This is a genomic window from Marinomonas posidonica IVIA-Po-181 (assembly GCF_000214215.1).
GTDB lineage: Bacteria > Pseudomonadota > Gammaproteobacteria > Pseudomonadales > Marinomonadaceae > Marinomonas > Marinomonas posidonica.
Genome location: NC_015559.1, coordinates 3,099,783 through 3,117,993, shown reverse-complemented (window position 1 = coordinate 3,117,993; position 18,211 = coordinate 3,099,783). Strand labels below are relative to the sequence as shown.

The window sequence follows — 18,211 nt, the reverse complement described above, 5'->3', positions numbered from 1 at the left end:
TGTTTTTTATTAAGTTGCATTTATTGTGTCACTGCTGGAGACAGATATGAATGATTTTATCATTGCCCCTTCAATTCTTTCTGCTGATTTTGCCCGCTTAGGGGAAGAAGTCGATCATGTTCTGGAAGCGGGAGCCGACATCATACATTTTGACGTCATGGATAATCACTATGTTCCCAATTTAACGATTGGGCCTATGGTCTGTAAAGCGTTACGCAAGCATGGAGTGACAGCCGACATTGACGTGCATTTAATGGTGAAACCCGTCGATCGCATGATTGGTGACTTTATTGAAGCGGGTGCTTCTTATATTACTTTTCATCCAGAGGCCAGCGAACACATTGATCGATCTTTACAGATGATTAAAGATGGCGGCTGTAAAGCTGGTTTGGTTTTTAATCCTGCGACGCCTTTACATCATTTGAAACATGTTTTAGATAAGATAGATATGGTGCTACTGATGTCGGTGAATCCAGGTTTTGGAGGGCAATCTTTTATTCCTGGGGCGCTGGATAAACTTCGCGAAGCGCGTGCGCTGATTGAGGCCAGTGGTCGTAATATCCGCCTTGAAGTGGATGGTGGTGTCAGTGAAAAAAATATCGCTGAGATTGCTAAGGCTGGTGCGGATACGTTTGTAGCAGGGTCGGCGATTTTTGGGAAGACAGATTATCAGGCCGTGATTGATGCCATGAGAGCTGAATTGGCGAGTGTGCGTTAATGAAAACCCCCAAGTATTTTTCTAAATGGTTTGACGGTTGGCCTGATCTAGTGTGCTTGGATTTGGACGGAACATTGGTAGACAGTGTGCCGGATATTGCCGCAGCCGTAGATGCTTTTTTGTCAGAATATCAGGCACCCTTGGCGGGTGAAGAGCAAGTCCGAGCTTGGGTGGGATTTGGCGCAGCCAAGTTAATTGAGCAAGCATTGGATTGGGCTGGACTAAGCCAAGACAAGCATGAAGAAGCGTATCGCCTGTTTTTAATCCATTACCATCAGCATCTGACGGATCATTCTAAACTGTATCCCAATGTGGTTGCGATTCTAAAAGCCTTTAAGTACAACAGTGTGCCAGTTGCCTTGATTACGAATAAGCCCAGTGTCTTCATCAAGCCGATACTGGATGAATTTGGCATCACCGAAGAGTTTGCTTGGTTCCTTGGAGGCGATACGTTAGATGAGAAGAAGCCTTCTGCTTTGCCATTGTTGCATTGCAGTGAATCCATTGAGGCTCAACCTGAACGTTGCTTGATGATAGGCGATTCCATTACGGACTTTAAAGCCGCACAGAACGCGGGGTTTAAGTCGGCTTTAGTGACCTATGGTTACCATCAAGGGGTGGACCTGAAAGGACTAGGAGCCGATGCCATTATTGATGATTTGGCGGAGCTACTCGTTTAACAGCAAGTGCTTGCCTGAACGACTAAAAACGGCCAAGGCTGATGACATCATCAAGCTTGACCGTTTTTTATTGGAAATTAGCCTTGTTCGTTAGGTATTGACTGGTTGGAAACGGGTTGGTTTGGTGCTGATTGATTATTGCTAAAATGGATTTGACCATCGTCGCCAAAATGCAGTGTTTGTGTTGGGAAGGCAACTTCCGCGCCACGATCTTCAATAATCTTCATAGCTTGGAAAAGTACATCTTGTTTGACGTTATGGTAGGTTCGCCAATCGACTGTTTTGGTGTAGGTGTAAATAAAGAAGTCGAGGGAAGAAGGGCCAAATTGGTTGAAATTCACCATATAAATTTGTTGGGTGTCTAAGTCTTCATGATTTGCCACCATCTCTTTAATGTCTTTGAGTATGTCTGGCAGAATGCTGAAATCAGAGTAGCGCACACCAATGGTTTCATTGATGCGTCTGTGTGTCATGCGCGATGGGTTTTCAACAGAAATCAATGAAAACGTTGAGTTTGGAACATACAGAGGGCGTTTTTCAAAGGTGCGAATGCGAGTTTGGCGCCAACCTATGTGCTCAACTGTACCTTCTATGTTTTGATCGGGGGAGCGTATCCAGTCACCAATGGCGAAAGGGCGATCTAGGTAGACCATCAGCCCACCGAAAAAATTGGCCAGCAAATCTTTGGCGGCAAAGCCGACCGCGATACCGCCGATACCACCAAACGCTAAGACACCAGAAATGCTGTAGCCTAATGTTTGCAGGACAACCAGAGCGGAAGTAATGATAATGGACGCCCTCAGTAGCTTACTAATGGCACTGGCTGTCGTGTAATCAACCTTGATTTTGACCTTGCTAGAACTTGTGACGGCTTTTTCACTTTGAGAAATGCAGCGTAAAATAAACCAGGTTAATATAACGATAACGCCCACTTCTCTAATCGAACTTATTAGAGAGGACAGTCCAGGGTCAATATTGGTACCTGAAATTTCAGCTGCTAGGCTTAATCCGACTAACCAGATAAACATACCAATGGGTTTTTGGGCGGCAATCACTAACACATTGTCCCAAGGGGTCTTGGTTCGTTCCAGTTGCTTGTTTAAGCGAATTAATAAGCGACTGGCAATAAAGTTAACGACTAGGGTGCTTAAGACCACCAAAAAGACTCTGACGACCCAGTGCATTTCGGTATCGCCTAAGCCGAAGTAAGTTTGCATTGTTTCCCAGTTCATAAAATCTCTCTGTATTGATGAATGTAATATGGTTTAAATGGTTTAAATGGTTTAAATAAGCAGTAAGGTGCCTAAGCCTAAGAAAGCCACAAAGCCTGCAATGTCGGTCACCGTGGTGAGTATGACCGAGCCCGATAGGGCTGGGTCAATGTGCAGTATATCGAGTAAAACAGGGATTAAAACACCTGACAGTGCGGCCATCAAAATATTGATGATAATCGCCAGACCAATGACAGCCCCTAGCAGGGAGTTATTAAACCACCAATAGGTCACTAGGCCGATGATGATGGCCCATACCATGCCATTTAGCCAACCAACCTTTAATTCCTTACTTAATAGGGACTTTAGGTTGCTTCGAGTGATTTGCCCAAGGGCCAAGCCACGTACAATCAAGGTTAGTGTTTGACTGCCTGCAATGCCGCCCATTGAGGCGACAACTGGCATTAATACAGCTAAAGCGACCACTTGTTGTAAGGTCGCTTCAAATAAACCAATAAAAGCTGAGGCAAGAAAGGCGGTCAATAAGTTAATACCCAGCCAGATACCGCGGGTGGCGGCGCTGCGTTTTACTGGAGCGAATAGGTCTGACTCTTCATTTAAGCCTGCCGTGGACATTTGTTGCGCTTCATTTTCAAGGCGTAAGGTTTCTAAGGCCAGACCAGCATGAAAGCGGCCTAATAATATGAGATTATTGTCGACCACGGGCAGGGCCGATAATGTTGATTTTTCCAGTTGTTCTGCTGCTTTCGTTAAAGTCATGTCTGCTTGAATAACAGCACACTCTTCATCAATTAAGTTGGAGATGGGGTCCTGTTCATGGGCTTTAAACAGTTTGTCGAATTTGACACAGCCAACCCAGCGCCCAGTTCGGTTCACCAGATAAATCATGTCCGTATAGGTTGGTGTGGCCTTTTTCAATAACCGCATTGCTTCCGCAACTCGAATAGACTGTGAGGCGATCAAGAGTTCGTGATCTATCCAGCGGCCGACAATGTCATCATCGTAAACGATACCTTGTTGGTAATATTCACGCTGTTTGTTGTCCATTTGCTTAAGCGCAAGGTCAACCAATCTATCTGGTAACGAGTCGGTGATCTCCAGCAGGCCTGCTGCATCAACGTCGGCAAATAGATTTTCAATTTCACTATCATCCAGCTCTTTCAGTAGTAATTGACGAGATTCACCACGCATTTCAACCAAGATGTCTAAACGGTTGGCTTGTTTTATGTTCTCCCAAGCTTGTTTTCTTTGGTCTAATGGAATGGATTCCAGAGCAAGAGCAATATCGTCTGGACTGAATTCAGACATCATCTGGCTGATCGAGTTGGGCGAATGCTCGTCATGAATCAAATGTTCAATTAATTGAGTAACTTGGCTTTGCATTGGAAGCTCTTACAAACACGGGTTTGGATACTTGACGGTTAGTGTGCGGTATTCATTTGGGATTATCAAACAAGGCTTTGTTTTTGCAATATATTATTTCATTACTTAGGGATTGATGACGAATCTTAATGACTAATGGACTGAAAGTAGCCAGTTTGCGCTTTTTGAGTTTGTCCAGCAGGAGACAGTTCGCTCGCTTAGGTGTAGAATTTAGCCTTTTGAATGCTGCTTTCGATTGGGTATTTTGTTCGCTTTGGATCTTATTTTAAAACATGTTGCTAGTCATAGATAATTACGACTCTTTCACCTACAACCTAGTGCAATATTTTAGTGAGTTAGGGGCTGAAGTGGTGGTACATCGAAATAATCAGATCTCCATTGCTGACATTGAACGCTTGTCGCCAAGTCAGTTGGTCATCTCCCCAGGACCTTGTACGCCAAGTGAAGCGGGGATTTCGATTGCGGCAATAAAGGCGTTTGCTGGCAAAATGCCTATTTTGGGTATTTGCTTAGGCCATCAAAGTATTGCTCAGGCCTTTGGTGGCAAAGTGATTCGTGCTAAAAATGTCATGCATGGAAAAACATCTTTAATTCATCACCTTAATCAAGGTGTATTTACTGGTTTGCCTAACCCTCAAACGGCCACTCGTTATCATTCCCTTGTTGTTGAGCAAGAGAATTTGCCAGATTGCCTTGAGGTGACGGCTTGGAGCCAAAATGATGAAGGAGAGCATGATGAAATCATGGGCCTGCGTCATAAAGTATTTGATATTGAAGGGGTGCAATTTCACCCTGAATCTATTCTGACAGAGGCTGGGCATGCCTTGTTAGCTAACTTTTTAAAACGATAGGAGTGTCTGGTGGATATCCAAAAAGCAATTGCAGCCGTTGTGGAGCATCAAAGTCTGTCTGCAGAAGACATGCAATCTGTGATGACAGATATTATGACCGGCAAAGCAACGCCAGCTCAGATTGGTGGTTTTTTGATTGCGTTGCGAATGAAAGGTGAAACGGTTGAAGAAATTACTGCGGCTGCGCAAGTCATGCGAGAACTTTCCAGTAAAGTCAGTTTGCCGATCGAAGACATTGTGGATACCTGCGGTACTGGTGGCGATGGTGGCAACTTATTTAATGTTTCGACGGCGGCTGCGTTTGTGGTCGCGGCCGCTGGTGGCAAGGTCGCCAAACATGGTGGTCGTTCAGTTTCATCTAAATCAGGTAGTGCTGATGTTTTGGAACAGGCCGGTATTTTTCTAGGTCTAAATGCTGAGCAAGTGTGTCGCTGTGTAGAAGAAATCGGTTTGGGGTTCATGTTCGCACCGAATCATCATGCGGCTATGAAATATGCGGTTGGACCTCGCAAAGAAATGGCCACAAGAACCATTTTTAATTTGTTAGGACCTTTAACGAATCCGGCCAATGCAAAGCGTCAGGTAATGGGGGTTTTTCACCACAAATGGGTTCGACCTATTGCGGAAGTTTTAAAAGCATTAGGAAGTCAGCACGTTATGGTTGTGCACTCCGAAGATGGTTTGGATGAAATCAGTATTGCCGCTCCTACTTACGTGGCAGAGCTGAAAGGGGGCGACATTACGGAATATCGTATTTCGCCAGAGGATTTCAATATTCCTCTGCAGTCCACAGATGATATACAAGCGTTCGATGCCGATGAAAGTTTGTCTTTAATTAAGTCTGCGCTAGAGGGTAAAGGGAAAGTAAACCCTGCCCGTGATATTGTGGCATTAAATGCCGGAGCCGCTATTTATGTTTCTGGCATAGCCGACTCGCTAGCCGAGGGTGTGAACATTGCTGAAGATGTTATTGGTGGTGGAACAGCGAAAGTGAAAATGTCTGAACTAGCGAGTTTTACGCGCTGTTTTATGGAACCTAACACATAAAAATAGGAGTTGCTTGGTTATGCAAGTAGAAACCCCCACCATTTTGAAGAAAATTGTAGCGCGTAAATTCGAAGAGATTGCTGAGAGGAAAGCGCATACACCATACAGAAACTTAGAGGTGGCGGCATCCGTTGCTAATGTACACAATGCTCCGCGTGGTTTCGCACAGTCATTGAAGCACCAGATTGCTTTAGGCAAAGCCGGTGTGATTGCAGAAATTAAACAGGCTTCGCCGAGTAAAGGTATTTTGCGTGAGCCTTTTTATCCAGGAGAAATAGCGAAGTCGTATGAAAGTGCAGGTGCTGCTTGTTTGTCTGTATTGACAGATAAAGACTTTTTTCAGGGGCATGAGGATTACTTGGTTGAAGCTCGCTCTGCTTGTCAATTGCCTGTGATCCGTAAAGACTTTATCGTTGATGAGTATCAGGTGATTGAAGCCAGATCCATTGGTGCGGATTGTATTTTATTGATTGCAGCTTGCTTGTCTGGTGAAAAGCTCAGAGCTTTAGATATCATGGCCAGAGATTTGGGTATGGACGTATTGGTGGAAGTTCATAATCGAGCGGAATTAGACTTGGCCTTGGAATTCACAGAAACAGAACTGTTGGGCATTAATAATCGAGATTTACATACTTTTGAGCTTAGTTTAGACCACACTTTTGAACTCATGAAAAGTGTGCCGAAAGAAAGACTGATTGTTACCGAGAGCGGTATTCATACCCAGGAAGATGTGGCATTAATGCGCAATCATGAGATCTATGCCTTTTTAGTGGGAGAAGCTTTCATGCGTGCGCCTGATCCAGGTGAGAAATTGGCTGAATTGTTTCAGTAAAGACAGACAGATAGGTGTGATATGAAGACGAATGTAAGTTGGCAAGAAGATGTCCATTTTTCAGCCGAAACAGGATCGGGTTTTAAAGTAGAAATTGATGGAAACCAGCTTGCTGGTCCGAGACCAATGGAACTTTTGTTAGCTGGATTAGGTGGTTGTACCTCTTATGATGTGGTGGGGATTTTAAAAAAGTCACGCCAAGATGTTGTGTCTTGTGTGGCACAGATTGAGGCTGATCGTGCGGATGCTGTGCCAGCCGTATTTACTGAAATTCGCGTGCACTTTGTGGTAACAGGACGAAAGTTAAAAGAAAGTGTTGTGGCCAGAGCTGTGAAGCTGTCTGCTGAAGAGTATTGCTCGGCGTCATTAATGTTAGAGCGCGGTGGTGTGAAGATTGTCCACAGCTTTGAGCTGGTTGAGGCTGACTAGTTTTGTGGCGTTAGATGGTTTAGGAAAAGAGCTGAGAGGCTCTTTTTTTTGGCCAAGAGAGTGGTTCTTTTGTCATGTGTTGAATGGCGTCCTCACCAGGACTCGAACCTGGAATAGCTGCTTAGGAGGCGGCCGGTATATCCTGTTTACCTATGAGGACTCAGTGGTCGAGTGTATTTTAAACCTTAAACGCTTGTGATTACAAACGATAAGTCTTTATCACTTTGATTTATATATGATTTTAAGCTCGACCTAAGGTTTGCTTGCTGCTGATAGGGCGAGTGGAGCCACGAGATGTGTAAACTTTATTTTTAGTGCTATGACCCTGTAAAAGCTCATATAGATGTTTGTTGCGTTTTTGCAGGGTGCTGAGTATTTGAGCGTTAGTGTTGTTTTTTGTTTTGCAGCTTTTGAGAAGTGCTTCGCACTCTTTCATGAGTAAACGAACCTCATCCATCGAGCTATCTTGTAATTTTAGCCAGCTTTTGAATTCTTCTTCAGTCGGATTTTTACGATCAACCACATCAAATTTAACCAGAACCTTGATGCGTTTTTCATTTAGTTCATTCATTTCATCAAGTAGAGTTTGTTTTTTTTCTGCTAATGCAATGATGTTTTCGCTGTTCTGTTCGCCGTAAGCAGAGCGTTCTTCATCAAGAAGTTGAGACAGTTCAATTAAAATGCCTTTGCTTTTGATGAAGATGGGGGCGATGGGGATCATAGAATAAGCCCTTTATAGGCTGTGTAGGGCACGCTGGTTAAAATAGCGTGTCCATAGAAGCCATATTGTTAGCTAGTTTTTGGGTGTCAATCTTATATTCACCCGCTGCAATGGCGTTTTTAATTTGCTCAACTTTATCCATATCAACATCTGGTAAGTTATTCAGTTTAGCTTGTTGATTTTGTAGCGTTTGAGCTGTTCCGCTAAGTTTTACTGTGTCTTCCGCCAGTGTGCCACCACTTTGCACACCGCCTTTTTGTTCAGTCGCACCAGCGGCCGCATCGTCTTTATGCGTGCGCTCACTTTTGTTTATAGTGCTCTGATTTGATAGACCTGTTAAATGAATTGCCATTGGGTTTTTCCGCCCTTAAATGATTTGCCTGTCTATGATTTCGGCTGGGTCTACGAAAACTTTAGTCAATTACCTTAGAAAAAGGAAATTTATATTCGCCGAGTTGTATATACTCAATAGTTTACAAGAACCTCACTGTCAGTTACAACTTTAGCGTATACAATTCGTCCAGAACTTGCGTTTTTTACGCGAATTTGTTGACCTTTAACGCCATTCTCTAGCGCGACACCATTCATACGAACAGTAATGGTGCCACTACTGGCTGTGATTTGAATGGCGTCACCTTTTTTTATTAGGGTGGGAAGACGCGTTAAATTATCCGTGATGAAGGTGTTGAGACGAATGTTGCGGGAAGCGATCAGTCCATAGGGTGGTTTTTGTTGAGTATAAACTTGGCCTCTTAGGTCTGCTATATCCACTTCACCCGTGTCGGTATTAGATTGAGAGATAATTTGACCGCGATTGATCGGTGTGATGGCACGAATGGCTGGAATGCTGATTGATTGAATGGCGGGCAGATAGGACTTCCAAACTGGATCAGGGCAACTGATTTCATAGTTGGTTCGTTTTCGAGCTTCTGGTCGTTGATTTTGAATGCTAATTTGATTGTCTTTGCAATCAGGTAGGTAATTTAGAGATGCAAGATTGTTCAGTTTTATGGTTATGGTTGCGTGGGGATAAACCTCGGACAAGCGAGGAATTTCCACTTGACTAATGAAGCGATTAACTATTTCTTCAAGCGCCTGAGCGTAAGTAAAGTGGGGTTGAAGACAAATAAAGGCTATTAAAAGCCTTGAGATTCGCATGATGAACACTCTTTGTTTATGATTTCGTTATGAATAAGTTAGTAAATTGTTGATATTCACTCTATCATTGGTGAATGCATTTTAACAATTTTGAGGGGTTACCTCATTATGCAGTTTATACATTTTGGAGGCGTATATGGCTGGGGTTTTAGATACTGTCAATCAACGTACACAGCTGGTCGGGGAAAATAGACTTGAGTTGTTGCTGTTTCGCTTGAATGGTAAGCAAATTTACGGCATCAATGTCTTTAAAGTAAAGGAAGTTCTTCAGTGTCCTAAACTTACCACTATGCCTCATAGTTCACCTGTGGTTCGTGGTGTTGCACACATTCGTGGTGGAACCATTCCAATATTGGATTTGGGTTTGGCAACGGGGGCAAGTCCAATAGAAAACATCAGCCAGTGCTTTGTGATCATTACGGAATATAACCGTCGTATTCAAGGATTCTTGGTACGTGGTGTTGAACGTATTGTGAATATGAACTGGAGTGATATTCAGCCACCACCAAAAGGCCTATCAAATGATAATTATTTGACGGCGGTTTGTCAGGTTGACAAAGAGATGGTGGAGATCATTGATGTGGAGCAAATTCTTTCTGAAGTGGCGCCAATGCGACAAGATATCTCAGAAGGTATTGTGGATTCGGGGACACAAGAGAATGCGAAAAAACATCACATTCTTATTGTGGATGATTCATCAGTTGCTCGAAAACAAATCAAACGTTGTATGGAACAAGTTGGTTTTGCAACCACGGTTTTATGCGATGGTCGAGAAGCACTTGAGTTTTTACAGAATTTGGTCGCTGAAGGTAAAGATGTAACAGAAGAATTTTCTATGGTGATTTCGGATATTGAAATGCCAGAAATGGATGGTTACACCTTAACAACAGCGATTCGAAATGACAGTCGATTGCAGGATTTATTCATTCTTCTACACACTTCCTTAAGTGGTGTCTTTAACGAAGCCATGGTGAAGAAAGTAGGTGCAGATGGTTTCTTGGCCAAGTTCCAGCCGGATGAGCTGGCACGTTTGGCGATTGAAACAGTACAAGTGCAATCTGAGTAACGTAATGGATTGGGACGAGCTGAGCTCGTCCTTTAGTCTGCTTATTATGGAGTTTTAATGCTCAGCAGTACAAACACAATCACCCCAGCTGGCTATGGTCGCTTTAGGGAATATCTACAGAAAGTGTGTGGAATATCTTTAAGTGATAATAAGCAATATTTGGTGGCAAGCCGATTAGGTAAGATTTTAGAAAGAGAAAATTTTTCTAAAATAGAGCAGTTGGTAGACGCGCTTGATAGACCAATGAATGCTAAGCTAAAGGAAGAAGTCATCAACGCGATGACCACTAACGAGACCTTATGGTTTCGCGATACACATCCTTTTACCATCCTTCGTGAGAAAGTCCTGCCAGAAATGACGGGGGCTCCCTTGCGTATTTGGTCTGCGGCTTCATCAACAGGTCAAGAGCCTTATTCCATTAGTATGGTCATTGAAGAGTTTAAGAATGCTCGCCCTGGCGTATTGAAACCTGGGGAAAGGATTGTTGCGACAGACATTTGTACCAATATTTTGCAGCACGCAAAACAGGGTGAGTATGATAGTTTGGCGATTGCTCGTGGTTTAGGACCAGACTTACAAGGTCGCTACTTTGATAAATTAGATGATTCGACTTGGAAGATTAAAAGTCACCTGAGTTCTCGTGTGGATTTTAAGTATCTGAATTTGATTGATTCGTTTGCCGGATTGGGAAAATTTGATGTGATTTTTTGCCGCAATGTGCTCATTTATTTTACGGTGGATTTGAAGCAGGATATTTTACGAAGAATGCATGCCTCCCTTAAACCAGGTGGGTATTTATTTCTTGGCGGTTCTGAAGCCTTGAGTGGGTTGTCAGATTATTTTGAAATAGTGCAATGTCATCCTGGGATTGTCTATAAAGCCAAGCCGCGTTAGACCTTCTTTCATTGGAATATGAAAAGCCCATCTTAGACCTTAGGATGGGCTTTTTTTGTTTTTATAGCCTATCTTTTAAGTTGCCGCTTTTTGCCGTTTTAGAAAATGATGGATATAACCAATTGAAAAATATGAATATTTTTTTTGGCATCATAATTGCTATATAAGATTATCTTTGATTTTTTGTTTGAGGGTTAAATGGCGATTTCCTTTGCAGGTGCCTTTGCTGGACATGATAAAGCATTAGAATTTCGTAGTGCTCGTGCGGCGATATTGGCGAACAATATCGCGAATGCAGATACTCCAAACTATAAAGCACGAGACGTTAGTTTTGATGCAGCTTTTAGTGATGAAATGAAGCGACTGCAATTACAAGGTACCAATGATCGACATTTTGCTCACGCAGCAGAAAGTGATGTTTCGGGTGATTTGCTTTATCGCAATCCAGAGCAGCCTTCATTAGATGGGAATACCGTAGACATGCAGAGAGAGCAGGCAGAATATGCGCAGAACTCGATGCAATTTGATACAAGCTTCATGTTTCTGGATCGTAAGATCAGTGGCATGAGAAAAGCGCTGACTGGGAATTAATGACGATGTCTTTAAGTAATATCTTTACCATTTCTGGCTCGGCAATGAGCGCTCAAACGGTTCGTTTGAATACCATTGCCAGTAATATGGCAAACGTCGACAGTGCGGCCAGTTCAGCGGATCAGACTTACCGTGCTCGCAAGCCAGTGTTTTCTCAAATGATGAATAACAGCATGCGTGATCGCGGTTGGCAAAATACTAAACTGGATGAGACGGGCGCTGGCGTTGGCGTGCAAGTTCAGGCGATAGTGGAATCTGATGCGCCGCTGCAACCTCGCTACGAACCAGATCATCCAATGGCGAATGAAGAGGGTTACGTTTTTTATCCAAATGTTAATCCAATGGAAGAGATGGCGGACATGATGTCGGCTTCCAGATCATTTCAAACGAACGTGGAAATTATGAACTCTGCAAAAAGCATGATGCAAAAAATGCTGACGCTTGGGCAATCTTAGGAGCAGATAGATGGCAAATATATCTGATAAAAATGGGCTTGGTGGGCTGATTTCACAATACGGTACCGAGGCGGCAAAATCGAAAGCCGGTATCGAAAAACCAGAAGTGAAGCCGGAAGAAGGCGCGTTAGCTGACCAGAATGTCTTTTTAAAGCTCTATATTGAGCAGTTGAAAGGGCAAGACCCAACTGCGCCTCAAGATGCGAACGATATGGTGGCACAAATGTCGCAGTTCAGTTCATTGGAAAGATTGACCAGTATTTCGGATCAACTGGAAACCATGGCGACATCGTTAACGTCGAATCAGGCATTGAGTGCATCCACCTTGGTTGGTAAATCAATTTTGATGGATGGTGATAAGGCGAAGATGACTGATGGTGTAGACCCTTTAGTGGTGAAAGCCGTTGTGCCTGAATCGTCTAAGAGCGCGGTCCTGAAAATCTATGATTCAAACAACAGCCTGGTCAGAACGGCACCATTGGATACGGGTGAGTTCAGTTGGGATAAGTTAGACGATGAAGGTAATTCTTTGCCGTCTGGTGAATATCGTTTTGCCGCCACTTCAACCAATGCTCAGGGTGAGACATCGTCGATGTCAACTCGAGTCCCGACTCGGATTCAAGGAGTCACTATTAATGGTGAAGATGGCACGATCTTGAACGTTGAAAATCACGGCAAGATTAAATTAACCAATGAATTAGAAATCTTAGGGTAACTGGAGAGCGTTATGGGATTTAATACTGCACTGTCTGGCATTAAAGCCTCGGCTGATTATTTAGGTGTTACAGGTAATAATATTGCCAACGCTGATACCACGGGCTTTAAGAAATCGAGAATTGAATTTGATGACCTATACAATACCAGTGTATTAGGTGCGGGTAGTGGTAATAGCATTGGTTCCGGTGTGAGCGTGAGTAAGGTGGCGCAAGAGTTTTCACCAGGTAACCTGTCTTACACAGACAACAATTTAGACCTCGCGATTGATGGTAGTGGCTTTTTTGTTTTGGATGCTGGGATTGCCCAATCCTATACACGAGCAGGTAACTTCAAATTAGACGAAAACGGTTTCCTAGTAACCAATACTGGTAGTCATGTTCAAGGCTTTAATGCCGTGGAAGGTGTGGTGGGTGGTAACTTGGATGATTTGAAGATTCCGACCGATCGTATTTCTCCTGAAGCGACTACGGAAATGGAGTTGCAGGTCAATCTTAACTCTAACAGTGACGATGTGCCGCCGTTCATAAAGGAAGATTTCGATCCACTTAATCCTGATACTTACAATTATACCCAAACACAGGGTGTGGCAGACGCTGAAGGTAATACCCACATCGTTACCTATTATTATGCGAAAAGTGAGTTACCAAATACCTATCGAGTGCACGCCACTGTAGACGGTAATATCACTGATGATACGGGCGCGGCTTTCCTTGGTGAAACCTATGCGACCTATAACTCGGCTGAAGCGGGTGAAGATTTCAATGGTGATGGTATCAATGAAGCGCCTTTTGAGTTGCTCTACCTGGGAGCGGCTAATCCAGGCGTTACTGACATTGAGGCAGGAACGAAAGCTCCGATTACTGTGACTGGAACCTTGGGTGGGATGGCCTTAACGTCGACGCTTGAAGCAACTAATGTGCGAGATCCTAGCTCTGTAGCACGTGAAGCGTTTGATCCGTTAAGTCCTGAAACCTATACCTATGGTAATACTCGAAGTATTTATGACTCCTTAGGTGAACCTCATACGATGGGTTATTACTTTATTAAGCAAGGTGAAAATAATACCTATGAGATGAGAATCACGGTTGATGGTGAAGAGACATTTAAAGATCCTCTGACGGGTGAAGATACTCGTTTTTTAGAAAAGGACACGGCTGTAAGTTTTGATGCAGCGGGTAATTTAATGGGGGCTTACCGTGGTTTGCCGCCTTTTGAAGTGGCTCAACCTATTAACCTTGAAATTGTCGGCTTGGATCCAACTAATCGCGGTAAAATTGCGCCACTGGATTTAGTGGGTTCGACTCAATTTGCTTTAGAAAATTCTGATACCTTTGAGCAGGATGGCTTTTCGGCTGGTGAGCTGCAAGGGGTGTCTTTTGATAGCGATGGTTTCCTAGTTGCCAGTTATACTAACCAACAAACGGCAACACTTGGCCAGATTGCTTTAGCCTCTTTCGATAGTACAGACGGTTTGATACCGTCTGGGCATACGTCATGGTTGGCGAGTAAAGGATCTGGTGCCGCTGATATTGGTCGTCCAAACAGTGGAACATTAGGGAAAATCCAAGGGGGGGCGTTAGAAGAATCTAACGTTGATCTGACGTCTGAACTGGTCTCTCTTATTGAGGCACAGCGTAATTACCAAGCGAACAGTAAAACATTAGAAACAGAAAATACTGTCACGCAGACGATCATTAACCTTCGTTAATTTTCTGGAGAGAGAAGTTTTATGGCCGAAGCAGTTTGTTTGCTTCGGCTTTTTTTTGTGCCTTTTTTAAGTTGGTATGAATCTTGTAAGAGCCTTATCTAGATAACCTGATTTTTGTTTGGAGTGGGCAATGGATAAAGCATTATATTTGGCAATGAGCGGTGGTGTTCAGACCATGAATGCTCAAGCAATTCATGCGAATAATTTAGCCAATGTGAATACGACGGGCTTTCGATCAGATTTTGAGCAGGCGCGTTCAATGCAAGTATATGGGGACTATTACCCCAGTCGTGTGTATGCGATGACAGAGAACCCAGCGACGCGATACACACAAGGTGACATGATTCAAACGGATCGTAATTTGGATGTGGCCATTAGCGGTGATGGTTTTATGACGGTCTACGATGAGATGGGGCAAGAGGCTTATACCCGTGCTGGTGATTTGCAAATAAATGCCGCAGGGCAACTGGTAACAGGACGAGGTTTGCCAGTAGCTGGTGTTGGTGGACCAATTTTTCTTCCGCCTGTCGATAATATCAATATTATGGCCGATGGCTCTATTTCAGTTGTTCCTCAAGGTGGAGCCGCAAATGAAGTGGCGGTGATTAACCAGATTAAGTTGGTCAATCCAGACCCTCAGAATCTTCGTAAGGGGCAAGACGGTTTGATCCATACTCGAGATGGCCAGTTTTTAGAGGCCGATTTAAATGTGCAATTAGTTAGTGGTTTTATTGAAGGCAGTAATGTGAATGCTGTTGAGGAAATGACGCACATTATGAATTTGGCACGACGTTTCGAAATGAATGTAAAAATGATGGATACGGTAAGAGAGAATGCCAATTCATCGGCACGAATATTACAACGTACCGCTTAACAAAGATGACATTTAAGCGTGCATACCAATAGTAAGCATAGATTGACAGAAAGAATGGAGCGGTTATGAATTCGGCATTATGGGTAAGTAAAACTGGCTTAAGCGCAATGGACAAACAATTGAATACGGTTGCCAACAACTTGGCAAACGTATCGACTACCGCCTTTAAAAAAGATCGAGCTGTCTTTGAAGACCTAATGTATAAAACGGTTCGAGCTCCGGGTGGCTTAAGTGCTCAAAATGCTGAATTGCCATCTGGGTTGCAATTAGGGACGGGGGTAAAAGTCGGTGCGACGCAGAAAGACTTTTCTAATGGCGATTACAACATGACGGATAGACAATTAGACATTGCTATCCAAGGCAAGGGTTTTTTTCAAGTTTTACAACCTGATGGCACCGTTGCGTACACTCGCGATGGTAGCTTCCAGCTGAACAGTGAGGGGCTCATATCGACCTCAGGTGGTATGGTGTTAGAACCTGGCATTCAAATTGATCCTAATGCGATAGAAATTATTGTGTCGGATGATGGTGTGGTTTCTGTGAGAATGAGTGGGGAGGCTGACCCTCAAGAAGTAGGGGCGATCAATATAGCGGGCTTTATTAACCCAACTGGTTTAGGCGCAGCAGGTCAGAATATTTTCACTGAAACCAATGCCAGTGGGCCACCAATTGTGGGCGCGCCGGGAGAGGATTCTCTGGGAACTTTGGGTCAAGGTATGTTGGAAGCATCCAATGTGAATTCGATTGAAGAGCTTGTGAACATGATTACGACACAGCGAGCTTATGAGATGAATTCGAAAGTCATCGCCTCTGCTGATGGCATGATGAGCTTTGCGATTCAGCAGTTATAACAAGAGTAATTAAGAATGAAGATAAAACTTTTTCTGTTGGCCTCACTCAGTTTCTGCTTAACAGGCTGTTTAACTTGGGACATCGATCAGCAGGCCGTTGCGAATGCCGCCGCGGCGGGTGCGGCGGGTGCGGTAGCCGATGCGGTGGTGGATGCCGTAACAGATGAAGATGATGACGCGTCAGAAGATACGCCAGCAGAAGAAGATCGTAAAGGATTTGTCCCCGACCCGAATGATCCCTTGAATGGGCCAGAGGTTACTGAGGCGATCCAGCAAGATGACCCATATTATACGCCTATTTATGATAATGGCATGGGCTCGGCTCAAGCGCCAACAGGTGGCATTTATCAAGCAGGTATGGGGGATGTCTTTTTTGGTGATCAAAAAGCCAGTAAGGTCGGTGATATATTGACGATCAACCTCAATGAAACAACGACTTCGAATAAAGCCAATGGGGCGACAGTCTCTAAATCATCATCAGCGACCATTGAAAACCCGACTGTGCTGGGGCAGGAGTTAAGGATGGATACGACATTGCCGCAGCAAGGAACCGATTTCTCCGGTAATGCTTCAGCTAACCAGAATAACAGTTTAAGTGGTACGATAACGGTAACCGTATACAAGGCATACTCAAATGGTCTGTTGGCGGTGAGGGGTGAAAAATGGCTACGTTTAAATCAAGGGGATGAGTACATTCGTTTTTCTGGATTAGTGCGTAAACAAGACATATCCCCAGACAATACTGTTGAATCCCAGCGTGTTGCGGACGCCAGGATTACTTACTCTGGCACTGGTGAAGTCGCCGCGGGCAGTGAGCAAGGTTGGGTAAGCCGTTTATTAAATACTCGAGATATGCCTTATTAATCTTGAAGGTTGAAATTGAGAAACGATGGGTTTCTCACAATAGGTGATTGAATGAAGTATTTTGCATTAATGATCGTTTGGTTCTTGTCAGTATCGGCTCAGGCAGAGCGTCTGAAAGACATCGCAAGTGTACAAGGTGTTCGAGATAACCAATTATTTGGTTATGGCTTGGTGATTGGCCTCAATGGTACGGGCGATAGCACACCCTTTACAAATCAAAGTTTTGCTAGCATGTTATCGCGTTTTGGTGTGACCTTACCGGAAGGGGTGAGTGCGACGTCTAAAAATGTGGCGGCGGTTTCATTGACGGCGACTTTGCCCGCTTTTTCTAAACCTGGTCAGAAAATTGATGTGACAACGTCTTCCATTGGTAATGCCAGTGCCTTAAGTGGTGGCACCTTACTGTTATCCACGTTAAAAGGCGCAGATGGCGCTGTTTACGCAATTGCTCAGGGTAATGTTGTGGTGGGCGGTTTAGGAGGCAATGGTGCTGACGGTTCTCGTACTTCAGGTAATGTGCCCACGGTTGGTCGAATTCCAAATGGTGCTAGCGTGGAACGTATTGTCCCGAGCAGTTTTAACCGTGGCGACACGCTGACCTTTAATTTGAATCGGCCTGACTTTACCACAGCGAAACATGTCTCAGATAAAATCAATGACTTGCTTGGACAAGGTGTTGCCACCACACTAGACGCTACGTCTATCCGTGTGTCGGCCCCTCGTGACCCCAGTCAGCGTGTGACTTTTCTCTCTATCTTAGAAAATTTGGAAGTGGATGTGGCGGAAGAGCGGGCTCGCATCGTTGTGAACTCCAGAACCGGCACCATTATTATTGGTCAACATGTGAAGGTTTCTCCTGCCGCCATTACTCATGGCAGTTTAACGGTTACGATTACTGAAGAGCCCCCGCAAGTCGGTCAAGATGGCGAGGTGACCGGAGGGGAAACCATAGTCTCCCCACGTGCAGGAATTGAGATTGCTGACGATAGTGGCCATATGTTTATGTTTGATCCCGGAGCTTCTTTGAATGACATAGTACGCGCTGTCAATCAGGTAGGGGCAGCACCTGGTGATGTGATGGCTATCCTTGAGGGGCTAAAACAGGCTGGGGCTATCAATGCGGATCTGGTAGTGATTTAA

General features: G+C 44.1%; 21 protein-coding genes and 1 tRNA gene. 16 read left to right on the top strand and 6 right to left on the bottom strand.

Features of this window, described 5'->3' with window-relative positions; all coding sequences use genetic code 11:
- The first annotated feature begins 46 nt into the window (after positions 1-46).
- Positions 47-718: a ribulose-phosphate 3-epimerase gene (rpe, locus tag MAR181_RS14325; RefSeq protein ID WP_013797316.1), complete on the top strand. Its 672-nt coding sequence runs from the start codon at positions 47-49 to the stop codon at positions 716-718.
- Positions 718-1,398, top strand: a complete 681-nt coding sequence (locus tag MAR181_RS14320; RefSeq protein ID WP_013797315.1) for a phosphoglycolate phosphatase — start codon at positions 718-720, stop codon at positions 1,396-1,398. The genes rpe and MAR181_RS14320 overlap by 1 nt, the downstream gene beginning before the upstream one ends.
- Positions 1,399-1,475: 77 nt before the next feature.
- Here MAR181_RS14320 and MAR181_RS14315 read toward each other — a convergent pair whose 3' ends face one another.
- Entirely contained in the window at positions 1,476-2,630 is a 1,155-nt protein-coding gene (locus MAR181_RS14315) for a mechanosensitive ion channel family protein (RefSeq protein ID WP_013797314.1), read from the bottom strand.
- Positions 2,631-2,681: 51 nt separating this feature from the next.
- Positions 2,682-4,013 carry a magnesium transporter gene (locus MAR181_RS14310; protein WP_013797313.1) on the bottom strand — a complete coding sequence of 444 codons (1,332 nt, stop codon included), beginning with the start codon at positions 4,011-4,013 and terminating at the stop codon, positions 2,682-2,684.
- Between the two features lie 272 nt (positions 4,014-4,285).
- Between MAR181_RS14310 and MAR181_RS14305 the strand changes: the two genes are divergently transcribed.
- Genes MAR181_RS14305 through MAR181_RS14290 form a run of 4 tightly spaced genes read left to right on the top strand, consistent with a single transcriptional unit; the run spans position 4,286 to position 7,172 of the window.
- Entirely contained in the window at positions 4,286-4,864 is a 579-nt protein-coding gene (locus MAR181_RS14305) for an anthranilate synthase component II (protein WP_013797312.1), read from the top strand.
- Positions 4,865-4,873: 9 nt separating this feature from the next.
- Positions 4,874-5,911 carry an anthranilate phosphoribosyltransferase gene (trpD, locus tag MAR181_RS14300; RefSeq protein ID WP_013797311.1) on the top strand — a complete coding sequence of 346 codons (1,038 nt, stop codon included), beginning with the start codon at positions 4,874-4,876 and terminating at the stop codon, positions 5,909-5,911.
- 19 nt (positions 5,912-5,930) lie between these two features.
- Positions 5,931-6,743 (top strand): indole-3-glycerol phosphate synthase TrpC, encoded by an 813-nt coding sequence (gene trpC, locus MAR181_RS14295; protein ID WP_013797310.1) that lies wholly within the window; start codon positions 5,931-5,933, stop codon positions 6,741-6,743.
- A 21-nt stretch (positions 6,744-6,764) separates the two neighbouring features.
- Positions 6,765-7,172, top strand: coding sequence for an OsmC family protein (locus MAR181_RS14290; protein ID WP_013797309.1), 408 nt, complete (start codon positions 6,765-6,767; stop codon positions 7,170-7,172).
- 84 nt (positions 7,173-7,256) lie between these two features.
- On the opposite strand, the gene MAR181_RS14285 is transcribed toward MAR181_RS14290, so the two are convergent.
- From MAR181_RS14285 to flgA, 4 genes are all read right to left on the bottom strand, one after another.
- Positions 7,257-7,332: transfer RNA gene (locus MAR181_RS14285), tRNA-Arg, on the bottom strand.
- An 81-nt stretch (positions 7,333-7,413) separates the two neighbouring features.
- The gene (locus MAR181_RS14280; protein ID WP_013797308.1) at positions 7,414-7,893 is read right to left on the bottom strand and encodes a flagella synthesis protein FlgN; all 480 of its coding nucleotides are present in this window, start codon (positions 7,891-7,893) and stop codon (positions 7,414-7,416) included.
- Between the two features lie 37 nt (positions 7,894-7,930).
- Entirely contained in the window at positions 7,931-8,245 is a 315-nt protein-coding gene (flgM, locus tag MAR181_RS14275; RefSeq protein WP_013797307.1) for a flagellar biosynthesis anti-sigma factor FlgM, read from the bottom strand.
- A 113-nt stretch (positions 8,246-8,358) separates the two neighbouring features.
- The gene (flgA, locus tag MAR181_RS14270; RefSeq protein WP_013797306.1) at positions 8,359-9,051 is read right to left on the bottom strand and encodes a flagellar basal body P-ring formation chaperone FlgA; all 693 of its coding nucleotides are present in this window, start codon (positions 9,049-9,051) and stop codon (positions 8,359-8,361) included.
- 136 nt (positions 9,052-9,187) lie between these two features.
- On the opposite strand from flgA, the gene MAR181_RS14265 reads away from it, so the two are divergent.
- From MAR181_RS14265 to MAR181_RS14220, 10 genes are all read left to right on the top strand, one after another.
- A complete protein-coding gene (locus tag MAR181_RS14265) occupies positions 9,188-10,117 on the top strand; it encodes a chemotaxis protein CheV (RefSeq protein WP_013797305.1) in 930 nt (309 codons plus the stop codon).
- 57 nt (positions 10,118-10,174) lie between these two features.
- Positions 10,175-11,011 (top strand): CheR family methyltransferase, encoded by an 837-nt coding sequence (locus MAR181_RS14260; protein ID WP_013797304.1) that lies wholly within the window; start codon positions 10,175-10,177, stop codon positions 11,009-11,011.
- Positions 11,012-11,209: 198 nt separating this feature from the next.
- Complete coding sequence (gene flgB, locus MAR181_RS14255; RefSeq protein ID WP_013797303.1) at positions 11,210-11,602, top strand: flagellar basal body rod protein FlgB; 393 nt, start codon at positions 11,210-11,212, stop codon at positions 11,600-11,602.
- Between the two features lie 5 nt (positions 11,603-11,607).
- Entirely contained in the window at positions 11,608-12,057 is a 450-nt protein-coding gene (flgC, locus tag MAR181_RS14250; protein WP_013797302.1) for a flagellar basal body rod protein FlgC, read from the top strand.
- A 10-nt stretch (positions 12,058-12,067) separates the two neighbouring features.
- The gene (locus MAR181_RS14245; protein ID WP_013797301.1) at positions 12,068-12,772 is read left to right on the top strand and encodes a flagellar hook assembly protein FlgD; all 705 of its coding nucleotides are present in this window, start codon (positions 12,068-12,070) and stop codon (positions 12,770-12,772) included.
- 12 nt (positions 12,773-12,784) lie between these two features.
- On the top strand, positions 12,785-14,482 hold the full coding sequence (locus tag MAR181_RS14240; protein WP_013797300.1) for a flagellar hook-basal body complex protein: 1,698 nt from the start codon (positions 12,785-12,787) through the stop codon (positions 14,480-14,482).
- Positions 14,483-14,612: 130 nt separating this feature from the next.
- Positions 14,613-15,356, top strand: a complete 744-nt coding sequence (flgF, locus tag MAR181_RS14235; protein ID WP_013797299.1) for a flagellar basal-body rod protein FlgF — start codon at positions 14,613-14,615, stop codon at positions 15,354-15,356.
- 65 nt (positions 15,357-15,421) lie between these two features.
- Positions 15,422-16,207: a flagellar basal-body rod protein FlgG gene (gene flgG, locus MAR181_RS14230; protein WP_013797298.1), complete on the top strand. Its 786-nt coding sequence runs from the start codon at positions 15,422-15,424 to the stop codon at positions 16,205-16,207.
- Between the two features lie 15 nt (positions 16,208-16,222).
- Complete coding sequence (locus MAR181_RS14225) at positions 16,223-17,071, top strand: flagellar basal body L-ring protein FlgH (protein WP_013797297.1); 849 nt, start codon at positions 16,223-16,225, stop codon at positions 17,069-17,071.
- Positions 17,072-17,122: 51 nt separating this feature from the next.
- Entirely contained in the window at positions 17,123-18,211 is a 1,089-nt protein-coding gene (locus MAR181_RS14220; protein ID WP_013797296.1) for a flagellar basal body P-ring protein FlgI, read from the top strand.